Origin of the sequence: Enterobacter cloacae complex sp. P42RS, assembly GCF_014930595.1 — a bacterium.
Lineage (GTDB): Bacteria > Pseudomonadota > Gammaproteobacteria > Enterobacterales > Enterobacteriaceae > Enterobacter > Enterobacter bugandensis.
This window is the reverse complement of the sequence record NZ_JADBRK010000032.1, coordinates 1-12807: the sequence shown is the minus strand read 5'-3', so window position 1 is coordinate 12807 and position 12807 is coordinate 1. Positions and strand designations below refer to the sequence as shown.

At 56.5% G+C, this 12807-nt stretch carries 11 protein-coding genes and 1 riboswitch; of the genes, 3 read left to right on the top strand and 8 right to left on the bottom strand.

Translation table 11 applies throughout. From position 1 onward, the window contains the following. Window positions 1-279: 279 nt before the first annotated feature. Both murI and btuB read right to left on the bottom strand, forming a co-directional pair. Window positions 280-1131 carry a glutamate racemase gene (gene murI / locus IM314_RS21755; protein WP_048958142.1) on the bottom strand — a complete coding sequence of 284 codons (852 nt, stop codon included), beginning with the start codon at window positions 1129-1131 and terminating at the stop codon, window positions 280-282. Continuing rightward, window positions 1076-2923 carry a TonB-dependent vitamin B12 receptor BtuB gene (btuB, locus tag IM314_RS21750; RefSeq protein WP_193359357.1) on the bottom strand — a complete coding sequence of 616 codons (1848 nt, stop codon included), beginning with the start codon at window positions 2921-2923 and terminating at the stop codon, window positions 1076-1078. Before btuB ends, murI begins: the two co-directional genes overlap by 56 nt. A gap of 65 nt (window positions 2924-2988) precedes the next feature. Continuing rightward, a riboswitch (cobalamin riboswitch) is annotated at window positions 2989-3165 on the bottom strand. Between the two features lie 104 nt (window positions 3166-3269). On the opposite strand from btuB, the gene trmA reads away from it, so the two are divergent. Continuing rightward, window positions 3270-4370 carry a tRNA (uridine(54)-C5)-methyltransferase TrmA gene (gene trmA, locus IM314_RS21745; protein WP_060571882.1) on the top strand — a complete coding sequence of 367 codons (1101 nt, stop codon included), beginning with the start codon at window positions 3270-3272 and terminating at the stop codon, window positions 4368-4370. Between the two features lie 55 nt (window positions 4371-4425). On the opposite strand, the gene IM314_RS21740 is transcribed toward trmA, so the two are convergent. After that, a complete protein-coding gene (locus tag IM314_RS21740; protein WP_008501783.1) occupies window positions 4426-4785 on the bottom strand; it encodes a YijD family membrane protein in 360 nt (119 codons plus the stop codon). 9 nt (window positions 4786-4794) lie between these two features. Beyond that, complete coding sequence (gene fabR, locus IM314_RS21735) at window positions 4795-5433, bottom strand: HTH-type transcriptional repressor FabR (protein WP_008501784.1); 639 nt, start codon at window positions 5431-5433, stop codon at window positions 4795-4797. A gap of 196 nt (window positions 5434-5629) precedes the next feature. Here fabR and sthA point away from each other — a divergent pair, with 196 nt between their 5' ends. After that, window positions 5630-7030 carry a Si-specific NAD(P)(+) transhydrogenase gene (sthA, locus tag IM314_RS21730; RefSeq protein ID WP_045260262.1) on the top strand — a complete coding sequence of 467 codons (1401 nt, stop codon included), beginning with the start codon at window positions 5630-5632 and terminating at the stop codon, window positions 7028-7030. Here sthA and oxyR read toward each other — a convergent pair. The 4 genes from oxyR to argC form a co-directional block, all read right to left on the bottom strand. After that, entirely contained in the window at window positions 7013-7930 is a 918-nt protein-coding gene (gene oxyR, locus IM314_RS21725) for a DNA-binding transcriptional regulator OxyR (RefSeq protein WP_025758848.1), read from the bottom strand. The genes sthA and oxyR overlap by 18 nt on opposite strands. Before the next feature lie 310 nt (window positions 7931-8240). Beyond that, on the bottom strand, window positions 8241-9614 hold the full coding sequence (gene argH / locus IM314_RS21720; protein WP_193359358.1) for an argininosuccinate lyase: 1374 nt from the start codon (window positions 9612-9614) through the stop codon (window positions 8241-8243). Window positions 9615-9688: 74 nt separating this feature from the next. Further along, window positions 9689-10465 carry an acetylglutamate kinase gene (gene argB, locus IM314_RS21715; RefSeq protein ID WP_098946274.1) on the bottom strand — a complete coding sequence of 259 codons (777 nt, stop codon included), beginning with the start codon at window positions 10463-10465 and terminating at the stop codon, window positions 9689-9691. A gap of 6 nt (window positions 10466-10471) precedes the next feature. Beyond that, the gene (gene argC, locus IM314_RS21710; protein ID WP_041911806.1) at window positions 10472-11476 is read right to left on the bottom strand and encodes an N-acetyl-gamma-glutamyl-phosphate reductase; all 1005 of its coding nucleotides are present in this window, start codon (window positions 11474-11476) and stop codon (window positions 10472-10474) included. An 88-nt stretch (window positions 11477-11564) separates the two neighbouring features. Between argC and argE the strand changes: the two genes are divergently transcribed. Continuing rightward, window positions 11565-12716: an acetylornithine deacetylase gene (gene argE / locus IM314_RS21705; RefSeq protein ID WP_153657341.1), complete on the top strand. Its 1152-nt coding sequence runs from the start codon at window positions 11565-11567 to the stop codon at window positions 12714-12716. Window positions 12717-12807 lie beyond the last annotated feature (91 nt).

Below are 12807 nucleotides of genomic sequence, written 5' to 3'. Positions count from 1 at the left end.
TTGAGTGCCCACACAGATTGTCTGATAAATTGTTAAAGAGCAGTGCAACGCGGCTTTCGCTCACCGTTGCGAGGTCCCGTATATTACGTTTTCCTCATTCAGAGTCAAGTGATTATTTTCGCTTTTCTCTGTTGGCATTCATCTCTGAACCCCGCTAACCCGGCGGCCTGTAAGCCGTTGTTCCGTGTCAGTGGAGGCGCATTATAGGGAGTTCTCAGACGTTGACAACCCCTCTTTTAAAAAAAACTTTCAACCGTCTCTTTTTTGCTCAAAACCGTGCTATAGCGCCAGTTTTTCGAGCGTTTCAAAGCCATAACGGCGTAAAACGGGTAAAAGTTGTTCAGTTTCTTTTGTTAACGCCATACAAAACGCGATATTCGCATCAGTAGATTTCGCATCCGGGGCTTCATGCTCCAGCAGCCAGGCCGTACGACGGGCGATCGCCGCACCAGAATCCACCAGCCGCGTCCCCTCCGGAAGCACTTCTAATAGCTCTTCCTGCAAGAGAGGAAAGTGGGTGCAGCCCAGCACAACCGTATCCGGTGGTTCGGGCATCCGCAGCCACGGACGAAGAATACGACGCAGCTCTTCGAGCGATACCGTCTCGCCGTGCAGTTTCGCTTCCGCCATCTCCACCAGCTCAGCGGAGCCAAGCATTGCAATCTGGCATTCGTTAGCAAAACGGTCGATCAGCTCGCGGGTATAAGGACGCTTCACCGTGCCACGCGTGGCCAGCAAGCCCACGATACCGTTCGCCGTCAGACGCGCGGCAGGCTTTATGGCAGGAACAACGCCCACAACCGGGAACTGGAATTTCTCACGCAGGGCGGGAAGAGAAACGGTGCTCGCCGTATTACAGGCAATGACCGCCAGCGCAAGGGGATAGCGCTTTTGTACCGCGGTGACGATTTCAACCACGCGCTCAACGATAAAGTCCTCACTCTTCTCCCCATAAGGAAAAGCGACGTTATCGAAGGCGTAGATGTAATGGAGATCCGGCAGGAGATGCCGAATCTCATCGTAGACCGAAAGCCCACCGACGCCGGAATCAAACACCAGCACGGTAGGGCGCGGATTAGAAGGTGTAGCTGCCAGACAAGGTGTATTCCCGTCCTGCAGTTTGGTAGCCATAAACTGTCTCGTAATCTTTATCGAACAGGTTGGCTATTTTACCACGAACTGTGAGGTGTGAGGTGACCGGATATGAAACTGCGACATCCCACAGACTCACACCGCCCATTTTCACTTTTTCTGACGGATAAGAACCAAAATCAGTGTCGTAACGCGTGCCGAGATAGTGATACGTCAGGCTCCAGTCGAAATCATAGATCTGCGTATCGAGCTGATATTTCACCTGCTGCTTAGCACGACGGTCCAGAAGTTCGTTGGTCGCCGCATTGCGGGCATCCACATAGTCGTAGCCAACGGTATGCGTCAACGGACCTGTATCAAACGACGCCGTCGCTTCCACACCCTTAATGCGTGCTTTACCGACGTTGTAATATTCCTGAAGGTTATTATTGAAGTCGATGAGATTATCAACGTCATTACGGTAGCCGGATACGCGCCAGCTCACGCCTGCCGTCAGGCCTTCAAACGCCCCTTCCCACTGCTTGCTCTCTTCTGGATCAAGATGGTCATTGCCATAGAAGCCATAGAGTTGACCCAGATTCGGGGCCTTATAGGCCGTACCATAAGAAGCAATGAAGCGGTAACCGTCCACGAACTCCCACGCTGCACTGCTTTGCCAGGTGCCATGGCGACCAAACTGAGAGTTGTCATCGCTGCGAACCGCCCCTTCCAGAGTGAAATCGCCCAGCTGCTGCAGCCCGGTCAGGTAGACGCCGGTGTTACGCAGGTTGTAGCCGTTGGTCACGTAGTTTGTACCCGGCTCGGTGCTCTGCTTCTGCCAGTCAACGCCCGCACCAATGTTCCCGTGCCCCACATCAACGGAGTTGAGCCACTGGACGTTGTACTGTTTGATTTCATCCAGCGTGGCCGTCGAATCGTAACGGCCCAAATTAGGGTCGTAGTTATAGTCTTTGCTGTGGCTATAGCTGGTGAGCAGCTGTGAATGGAAGATGTCCTCGTTGAAGCGTAATCCTGCGTCCCAGGTCTGGCTATAGAGCTGGCGGGTATCGACCAGTACGTCAGGGGTAAATGAGCTGTAGTAACCGTCATAGGCCGTACGGTTGCTGTAGCCAAAGCCGCGAACAAATCCGCTCCACTGGTCTGAGAATGCGTGCTCCACTGCACCGTAGAGCGTTTTATTCATAAATCCGTCACGATCGGTCTGGGCAAGGCCACCATTGTTGCCGTCCGCAACCACATCGAAACCTTTGGTATAGGTGTAATCCCCCGCCAGCGTGACGCGCGTGCTGTCGCCCAGCGTTTGCTGGGTACTGCCGCCATAATTCTGGTAACCGTGCGACCCTACGCCGGCATTCAGCGTCGTACCGTCCTTCGCGCGAGTGGTAATAATGTTGACTACACCGCCAATCGCATCCGAGCCGTATACCGCCGAACGCGGTCCACGCACATATTCGATACGCTGCACCAGGGAGATCGGGAACTGGCTGAGATCGGACGACCCCGTGACGCCCGCCTGGTTAAGGCGGATGCCGTCAACGAGAATCAGGACGTGGCTGGAGTTGGTGCCACGGATAAAGAGAGAAGAGAGTTGCCCCATCCCGCCATTTTGCGCCGTGTCCACGCCGGGCAGGCGACGCATAACGTCCAGCACCGAGGTTGACTGCCAGCGGTCAATATCGGCACGCGTAACCACCGACGTTGCTGCCAGAATAGTTTTTTCAGGTTGTTCAAAACGATTTGCCGTCACCACCAACGAGTCAGCGCTATCCTGCGCCCAGCCCGAAAATGCCGTGACGGACAGCGCCGTCAACAGCGATACTTTTTTAATCATTGTTAAAGCATCCACAATATAAGAAGGATGCCGCAGGCCTCATCTATAGCACGCGATGATGAAACCAAATGCGACGTGATCCCGGCAGGTCTTCGGGCTAGGTGGCGTTATACGGATGAAGACTTCCCATTTTCACAGTGTCTACAGCTCTCATCCCGCCAGTCTTTACCGCTGCGCGTCAGCTCCAGATTTTCACTGGATTCCCTTTTCACTCTCAGGAGACCGGAAACAGAATGCTACAATTAGACACGTATAGATGTCCAGACAGCTATTGGCCATTAAATCTGGACATCCCCTGAACAATCCCTACAATCCCCGCGTAATTCTTTATCACTCAGGACGCATCATGACCCCAGAACACCTCCCGACAGAACAGTACGACGCGCAGCTGGCCGAGAAAGTTGTCCGTCTGCAAAGTATGATGACGCCTTTCAACGCGCCCGTTCCCGAGGTGTTCCGCTCCCCTGTCAGCCACTACCGCATGCGCGCCGAGTTCCGCATCTGGCATGACGGCGACGACCTGTACCACATCATTTTTGATCAGCAGACCAAATCACGCATTCGCGTGGACAGCTTCCCGGCAGCGAGCGAGCTTATCAACCAGCTGATGACGCTGATCGTTGAAGGCGTGCGCAACAATCCGGTGCTGCGCCACAAGCTGTTCCAGATTGACTATCTGACCACGCAAAGCAATCAGGCGATTGTCTCTCTGCTGTACCACAAAGCGCTGACCGACGAATGGCGCGAGCAGGCCGAAGCCCTGCGCGATACGCTGCGTGCGCAGAACATCAACGTGCACCTGATTGGCCGCGCGACCAAAACCAAAATCATGCTGGATCAGGATTACGTCGACGAGCGTCTGCCGGTGGCAGGTAAAGAGATGGTTTACCGTCAGGTGGAAAACAGCTTCACCCAGCCGAATGCCGCGATGAACGTGCAGATGCTGGAGTGGGCGCTGAAGGCGACGGAAGGGTCTAAGGGCGATCTGCTTGAGCTGTACTGCGGTAACGGCAACTTCTCGCTGGCGCTGGCGCGTAACTTCGAACGCGTGCTGGCAACGGAAATCGCCAAGCCGTCGGTAGCGGCCGCGCAGTACAACATCGCCGCTAACCATATCGATAACGTGCAGATCATTCGCATGGCGGCAGAAGAGTTCACCCAGGCCATGAACGGTGTACGCCAGTTTAACCGCCTGGAAGGGATCGATTTGAAGAGCTATCAGTGTGAGACGATTTTTGTCGACCCGCCGCGCAGCGGCCTGGACAGCGAAACCGAGAAGATGGTGCAGGCGTACCCGCGTATTTTGTACATCTCCTGTAACCCGGAGACGCTGTGCAAGAATCTGGAAACATTAAGCCAGACGCACAAGGTTGAACGTCTGGCGCTGTTCGATCAGTTCCCGTATACACACCATATGGAGTGCGGTGTACTGCTCACGGCGAAGTAACTCGCCGGCGTTTTCGGCAGGTGGCGCTTCGCTTACCTGCCCTGCTCAGACCTCATTACTCTGGCAGTTGGCTCTTGCGGCTACGCATGCGCGAGCCAATCCAGAACACCAGCGCCACGGACAGTACCGCAGGGAAGAAGTTAGAGCCGATATCCGGATACTCCGCGCGCACCACGGTGCTATACAGCAATACGCCCAGAATAAAACAGGCAGCGGCCAGCCCCGGTAACCCAACCGGCATCGTACGGTTCAGGTAACGCTGATGCAGGCAGTAGACCGTCAGCACCAGCGCAATAAGCGGGAAAATCGAAAATGGCACGATGGAGCTAAAAATAGCGGCAAACGTGCCATTAATGGATAAGCCAGCGATCAATGCCAGCAACAGCGTCCCTTTATCCTGACCTGACTGTTTCATTACTCACCTTCACTCTTCGGTTTGATGTGCCAGTTTCTCTTGTTCACGGCGATACCAGTAGTACGCGCCTTTGGAGATCATCCTGAGCTGCAATACCAGTCGCTCTTCAAGCTGCTTGCGTTGTTCAATGCTGACGTCCAGCGCTTCGGCACCCGCGCTGAACACAATCGTCACCATCGCCTCGGCCTGTGCTTCAGTAAAGGCACGCGGCATATGGTTTTCGAGTTCAAGATAGTCGGCAAGTTCCGCGATGAAGTGCTGAATTTCCCGCGCGACGGCGGCACGAAACGCTGCCGATGTGCCCGAACGTTCGCGCAGAAGCAGACGAAACGCGTTGGGGTTATTGCCGATAAATTCCATAAACGTCGACACGGAGGTGCGGATCACGCTGCCCCCTTTTGCGATACGCTGACGCGCCTGGCGCATCAGCTGGCGCAGCATCAAACCGCTCTCGTCGACCATGGTCAGGCCCAGTTCATCCACATCACGGAAGTGACGATAGAAGGACGTTGGCGCAATCCCGGCCTCGCGTGCGACTTCGCGCAGGCTCAAACTGGCAAAACTCCGCTCAGCACTCAGTTGACTGAATGCGGCTTCCACCAGCGAACGCCGGGTTTTCTCTTTTTGTTGTGCTCTTACGCCCATCACGATAGTTGAATCCTTCCAAAGGCCTGATGGCACTATACCAGAGAATAAAATTAATCTGTTTGCTCAGCTTTGTGAATGATTGTTTACGTGCGGTTTGTGCTCCACTGCCGGAAAAAAGCACAACGATAATTGGGTTACCCTGGCAATGATGTTATGATTCTGTTGCTTTTATGTATAAGAACAGGTAAGCCTTGCCATGCCACATTCCTACGATTACGACGCAATAGTTATTGGTTCCGGCCCCGGCGGCGAAGGTGCTGCTATGGGTCTGGTGAAACAGGGAGCCAGAGTAGCGGTCATCGAGCGCTACCATAATGTCGGCGGCGGTTGCACCCACTGGGGCACCATCCCATCGAAAGCCCTCCGCCACGCCGTTAGCCGCATTATCGAATTTAACCAGAACCCTCTTTACAGCGACCACTCCCGACTTCTTCGTTCCTCCTTTGCCGACATCCTGAATCACGCGGATACCGTCATTAACCAGCAGACGCGCATGCGTCAGGGCTTTTATGAGCGTAACCATTGTGAAATCCTGCAGGGCAACGCGCATTTTGTGGATGAACACACCCTGGCACTCGAATGCCACGACGGTTCGATTGAGACGATCACCGCTGAAAAATTTGTGATTGCCTGCGGTTCACGCCCTTACCATCCGGCCGACGTCGACTTCTCACACCCACGCGTCTACGACAGCGACTCCATTCTGAGCCTGCACCATGAACCCCGCCACGTCATTATCTATGGCGCAGGGGTCATCGGCTGCGAATACGCGTCGATCTTCCGCGGAATGGATGTCAAAGTTGACCTGATTAACACCCGCGATCGCCTGCTGGCGTTCCTCGATCAGGAGATGTCAGACTCCCTCTCCTATCACTTCTGGAACAGCGGCGTTGTAATTCGTCACAACGAAGAGTACGAGAAAATAGAAGGCTGCGATGACGGTGTGATCATGCACCTGAAGTCCGGCAAGAAGCTGAAAGCCGACTGCCTGCTGTACGCCAACGGCCGTACCGGCAATACCGATTCACTGCGGCTGGAAAATATCGGGCTTGAAACAGACAGCCGCGGTCAGCTGAAGGTCAACAGCATGTATCAGACCGCGCTGCCGCACGTATACGCGGTGGGCGACGTAATTGGCTACCCGAGCCTGGCCTCCGCCGCTTACGATCAGGGCCGCATTGCCGCTCAGGCGCTGGTGAAAGGCGAAGCGACGGCGCATCTGATCGAAGATATCCCGACGGGGATCTACACCATTCCGGAAATCAGTTCCGTGGGAAAAACCGAGCAGCAGCTGACGTCAATGAAGGTGCCTTACGAGGTAGGTCGTGCCCAGTTTAAACATCTGGCGCGGGCGCAGATCGTGGGGATGAGCGTAGGTACGCTGAAAATTCTGTTCCATCGCGAGACGAAAGAGATCCTCGGGATTCACTGCTTTGGTGAACGCGCGGCGGAAATCATTCATATCGGCCAGGCAATCATGGAGCAGAAAGGTGGTGGTAACACCATTGAGTACTTCGTTAACACCACCTTTAACTACCCGACCATGGCAGAAGCCTATCGGGTAGCCGCGCTGAACGGCTTAAACCGCCTGTTTTAACGCGCTGTCGAAATGGCCATCCATCGCACCGCGGATGGCCTCTGCCAGCTGCTCATAGCGGCTGCGCAGCGGTGACCCTGGGCGATACACCAGGCCAATGGTGCGACGCGGCTCCGGCTTAATGCACGGCAGGTACACCACGCCATCACGCTTACGCTCGCGCGGCACGGCCAGCGCAGGCAGCAACGTAATACCGCTTCCCGCCGCCACCATATTACGCAGCGTTTCCAGACTGGTTGCGCGGAAGTGGGTATCTTCGTCAGCGCCCGCTTCGAAGCAGAAGCCCATCGCCTGATCGCGCAGGCAGTGACCGTCTTCCAGCATCAGCAGCTTTTCCCCGGCCAGATCGGCCATCGGCACGCGATCGCGGTTCGCCCACGGGTGATCTTCATAGATCGCCAGCATCATCGGCTCATCGAACAGCGGTACTTCAATAAACGCTTCGCTCTCTTTCACCAGCGCCAGAATGGCGCAGTCGAGCTTGCCGCTGTCCAGCTGCGCCAGCAGCTGATGGGTTTGCGCTTCATGCAGGTACATTTCGAGTTTCGGGAACGTCTGGTGCAGCATCGGAATGATGTGCGGTAACAGGTACGGGCCAACGGTTGGGATCAGGCCAATATGCAGCGGGCCGGACATGGCCTCTCCCTGCTGGCTTGCCATTTCCTTGAGCACTTTGACCTCGCGCAGCACGGTGCGCGCCTGATCCACCAGCAGAAGACCGGCCTGGGTGAACAGCACCTTACGGCTGGTGCGCTCCAGCAGCATCACGCCCAGCTCGTCTTCCAGCTTGCGGATCTGCCCGCTCAGCGTCGGCTGGCTGACGTGGCAGGAATCTGCCGCGCGGCGAAAGTGACGATGCTCGGCTAACGCTACCAGGTATTCAAGATCACGAATATTCATTATTCATCCTCCGTCGCCACGATAGTTCATGGCGATAGATAGCATAGCAACGAACGATTATCCCTATCAAGCATTCTGTTGAATAATACACCACATAGACGAGGCGGCACGTGTTTGACCCTTGACGTCCCCGCACCGTCAGCGAGTTTCTCTCAAAACTCGAACAACTAAAGCCAACGTGAACTTTTGCGGACCCCGTGGTCCGCTTTTTTTTTGCATAAACATAAAAAAGCCTGGCGCTAAGCCAGGCTCCGTTTTACTCCCTCTCCCTGTGGGAGAGGGCCGGGGTGAGGGCACCAGCCCGCACGGTTCAAACCAGCCGGTTTTTCGCATCCGCAATCGCCTGCGCCACCTGCTTAGGCGACACGCCGCCTTTCGCCGCACGCTTGTCCAGGCAGGACTGCAGCGAAAGAATCGGATACACATCCTCCCCGATAACCGCGCTGAATTTCTGTAGATCGGCCAGCGCCAGATCTTCCAGCGGTTTACCCTGACGAATCGCTTCCACCACCGCTTCGCCCACAATATGGTGCGCTTCACGGAACGGTACGCCTTTCGCCACCAGATAATCCGCCAGTTCGGTAGCGTTCGCATAGCCCTGCTGCGCCGCTTCCTGGCAGCGCGGACGTTTCACCTGAATGCCGTCCAGCACCAGCGCGCCCATGTGCAGACAGTCCAGCCAGGTGTCGAGCGCGTCGAACAGCCCTTCCTTGTCTTCCTGCATATCTTTGTTATACGCCAGCGGCAGCCCTTTCAGGGTCATCATCATGCCGGTCAGCGCGCCCTGCACGCGACCGCACTTGCCGCGGATCAGCTCCAGCGCGTCCGGGTTTTTCTTCTGCGGCATCAGCGATGAGCCTGAGGTCACGCGGTCGGACAGCTCAACGAAGCCCGCTTCACCGGAATTAAAGAAGATCAGGTCTTCGGCAAAGCGCGAAAGATGCACCATCCCGATAGAGGCATTGGAGAGCAGCTCCAGCACGTGGTCACGGTCAGATACGCTGTCCAGGCTGTTGCGGGTGGCGGAAGCAAAGCCCAGCCATCCTGCCAGCTGCTCGCGGTCGATTTCATACGCAGTACCGGCCAGCGCGCCGCTGCCCAGCGGGCTGACGTCCAGACGTTTCAGGGTATCCTGCAGACGGCTTTCGTCACGCGCCAGCATCTCAACGTAGGCCAGGCACCAGTGCGCAAAGGTCACCGGCTGCGCGCGCTGCAGGTGGGTATAACCCGGCATCACCGCGTCCTGATTGTTCTGCGCGGTCTCTACCAGCGCACTTTGAAGCTGACGGTTGGCCGCCAGCAGTTCGCCAACGGTCTCTTTACACCACAGCTTCAGGTCGGTGGCGACCTGGTCGTTACGGCTACGGCCGGTGTGCAGCTTTTTACCCAGCTGACCGACTTTGTCGATCAGCTTGCCTTCCACCCAGCTGTGAATATCTTCGGCATCGCTCTGCAGGATTTGCTGCGGATCCAGACGCACCTCTTCCAGCAGGTTGTTCAGCGCCTCTTCCAGCTGCTGCTGTTCGTCTGCGGTCAGTACGCCAACGGTCACCAGCGCTTTGGACCAGGCCACAGAGCCGACAATATCCTGTTCGGCCAGGCGGTAGTCGAAGCGCAAAGAGTCGTTGAACTGTTTGAACCGCTGATCCGCTGCCTGTGTAAAACGCCCACCCCAAAGTGCCATAACATCGTTCCTTTATTCGTTAGTTCCGCCGGGTGGCGCTTCGCTTACCCGGCCTACGGTCATTCACTAAAAACTTACGCTAAAATACGCGTGCCAATCGGCGTGCCGTTAAACAGCGCCGGGAGCTGCTCCGCGTGACGCCAGGAGGCGATATCCACCGGGCGGCCCAGCGTGCGCGCCGCATCCAGCGCGGCGTTCACTTTGACGATCATGCCGTCGGTAATAATGCCCTGAGCGATCAGCTGCTCGGCTTTGGCGGCGGTCATTTCCGCTATGCGCTGGCCTTTACCGTCAAGAATGCCGCTCACGTCGGAGAGCAGGATCAGGTCTGCGCCCAGCGTGGCCGCCAGCGCGGTTGCCGCCTGGTCCGCGTTAACGTTCATCAGCTCGCCCTCTTCGGTCACGCCGATAGAGCTCACCACCGGCAGGAAACCGCCTTCCAGCAGGGTGTTAATCAGCTTAGGCGAACCTGGCTGCGCCAGTCCAACATGGCCGAGCTCTTCGTCGAGCTGGGTCACTTTTACGCTGTCACCGTCGCCCAGGTAGAGGCCAACGGACGCAATATGGTGTTTCTTCGCCCATGCCAGCAGCGTTTTGTTCGCCGTGCCCGCCAGCGCGCCGGTAATGATGTCAATCTGGTCAGCAGGCGTGACGCGCAGGCCATTTTTCTTTTTCACCGGCAGATTCAGCCCTTTCATCAGCTCATCCACCACGCAGCCGCCGCCGTGCACAATCACCAGCGGACGCTGGTGCGATTCGCGATAGTTCACCAGCGCGGTAAACAGGCGCTCCAGCGCTTCTTCGCTGTCCAGCAGTACACCACCGAGTTTGATAATTAATGGGTTCATCATCACACCTTAAATAAGAGCCTGCGTTTCAGGGAAGCCGAAACGAATATTTGCACACTGCATTGCCTGTGCGGCAGCGCCTTTGAGTAAGTTATCTTCTGCGGCGACCACAATAAGATGCTCGCCCTGTACGGCAAAGCCGATATCGCAGAACGGCAGGCCAACCACATTTTTGAGCGCCGGCACGCCTTTGTCGTACAGACGCACCAGCGGCTTATCCGCATACGCCTGCGTGAAGGCCTCGCTCACCTGCTCTTTCGTCACTCCCGACTTCAGGCGACAGGTGATGGTTTCGAGGATCCCGCGCGGGAAGCTGCCCAGGTGCGGGGTAAAAATCACCTCCGCGCCCAGATGGGTGGTGATTTCAGGATGATGGCGGTGATTAAACACGCCATACGGCTGAAGGCTCACTTCGCAGAAGCTGTTGGAGATAGCGGCCTTGCGCCCCGCACCGCTCACGCCGCTGGTGGCGTTGATCACCGGCCACTGGCTTAGATCCAGCAGACCGGCGTCGATCAGCGGCTTCAGGGAGAGCTGTGCCGCCGTCGGGTAGCAGCCCGGAACGGCAATCAGGTCCGCTTCTTTCAGTTTATCCGCACTCCACTCCGCCAGGCCGTACACCGCTTTTTCAAGCAGATCCGGATGCTGATGAGTGAAGCCGTAATATTTTTCGTAGAACGCGCCGTCGTTAACGCGGAACGCGCCGGAGAGGTCAAACACCACGCAGCCGGCCGCCAGGAACTGCGGCGCAAGGTCGTGGCTGACCTCGTGCGCGGTGGCTAAAAACACCACGTCGACGCCGTCGGTAAACTCGCTGATGTCAGACATCGGCTGCAGCGGCAGATCGACCATGCCCTTAAGCTGCGGATGCAAATCGGAAATTAACTTTCCTGCATCATTGCTTTGCGCTGACACGGTCAAAGCGGTTATGGTCATATGAGGGTGGCGATTTACGTAGCTTACAAGCTCTGCGCCCGCATAACCGCTAGCGCCTACAATCAGCGTATTCAACATCGGGTTCCTTTATGCTCAACGTTAATGTATTTTTATTCACATTTATTGCATGAATATTGATACTATCACGACCTAAGGTGTGTCAACAATGAAAATGAACTTACCGCCATTTATCGAGATCTACCGCGCCCTGATTGCCACACCGTCCATCAGTGCGACCGAAGAAGCGCTGGATCAGAGCAATGAGTCTTTAATCAATCTGCTGGCGGGTTGGTTTAGCGATCTTGGGTTTAACGTTGAGGTTCAGCCCGTCCCCGGAACACGCCACAAATTTAACCTGCTCGCCAGCACCGGAACCGGCGCGGGCGGCCTGCTGCTGGCCGGCCATACCGACACCGTACCGTTTGACGATGGCCGCTGGACGCGCGATCCGTTCACCCTGACCGAGCATGACAACAAGCTCTACGGTCTGGGCACCGCCGACATGAAAGGCTTCTTCGCCTTTATCCTCGACGCGCTGCGTGACGTGGACGTGACGAAGCTGAAAAATCCGCTCTACATTCTGGCAACCGCCGATGAAGAGACCAGCATGGCGGGCGCACGTTATTTCTCTGAAAACACGTCGATTCGTCCGGACTGCGCGATCATCGGTGAACCGACCTCTCTGCAGCCGATTCGTGCGCACAAAGGCCATATTTCTACCGCGGTGCGCGTGCTGGGCCAGTCCGGTCACTCCAGCGATCCGGCGCGCGGCGTGAACGCCATTGAGCTGATGCACGACGCCATTGGCCGCATTATGACCCTGCGCGACGATTTGAAAGAGCGGTATCACTACGAGGCATTCACCGTGCCGTATCCGACGCTGAACCTCGGTAGCCTGCACGGCGGCGATGCGTCCAACCGCATCTGCGCCTGCTGCGAACTGCATATGGATATCCGTCCGCTGCCGGGCATGACGCTGAGCGATCTGGATGGCCTGCTGAATGAAGCGCTGGCCCCGGTGAGCGAGCGCTGGCCGGGACGCCTGACGGTCTCCGAACTGCATCCGCCAATCCCGGGCTACGAATGCCCGCCAGACCATCAGCTGGTTCAGGTGGTGGAAAAACTGCTCGGCGAGAAAACCGACGTGGTGAACTACTGCACCGAAGCGCCTTTTATTCAAACGCTTTGCCCGACGCTGGTCCTCGGCCCTGGCTCCATTAATCAGGCCCACCAGCCGGATGAATATCTGGAAACCCGCTTCATCAAGCCCACCCGCGAGCTGATTACCCAGGTTGTGCATCACTTCTGCTGGCATTAAAACCGCACCGAAAAGTCCCCTCTCCCCGTGGGTGTACAGTCCGGGGACATGGTAGACAGGTGTTCGGGGACATGGTGAACACTTTTTAACA

Excerpts from the sequence above, each read along its gene's own strand:
- argC (WP_041911806.1), bottom strand. The coding sequence starts at position 11,476 with ATGTTGAATACGCTGATTGTAGGCGCTAGCGGTTATGCGGGCGCAGAG.
- argB (WP_098946274.1), bottom strand. The coding sequence starts at position 10,465 with ATGATGAACCCATTAATTATCAAACTCGGTGGTGTACTGCTGGACAGC.
- argH (WP_193359358.1), bottom strand. The coding sequence starts at position 9,614 with ATGGCACTTTGGGGTGGGCGTTTTACACAGGCAGCGGATCAGCGGTTC.
- btuB (WP_193359357.1), bottom strand. The coding sequence starts at position 2,923 with ATGATTAAAAAAGTATCGCTGTTGACGGCGCTGTCCGTCACGGCATTT.
- murI (WP_048958142.1), bottom strand. The coding sequence starts at position 1,131 with ATGGCTACCAAACTGCAGGACGGGAATACACCTTGTCTGGCAGCTACA.
- oxyR (WP_025758848.1), bottom strand. The coding sequence starts at position 7,930 with ATGAATATTCGTGATCTTGAATACCTGGTAGCGTTAGCCGAGCATCGT.
- sthA (WP_045260262.1), top strand. The coding sequence starts at position 5,630 with ATGCCACATTCCTACGATTACGACGCAATAGTTATTGGTTCCGGCCCC.
- argE (WP_153657341.1), top strand. The coding sequence starts at position 11,565 with ATGAAAATGAACTTACCGCCATTTATCGAGATCTACCGCGCCCTGATT.
- trmA (WP_060571882.1), top strand. The coding sequence starts at position 3,270 with ATGACCCCAGAACACCTCCCGACAGAACAGTACGACGCGCAGCTGGCC.
- IM314_RS21740 (WP_008501783.1), bottom strand. The coding sequence starts at position 4,785 with ATGAAACAGTCAGGTCAGGATAAAGGGACGCTGTTGCTGGCATTGATC.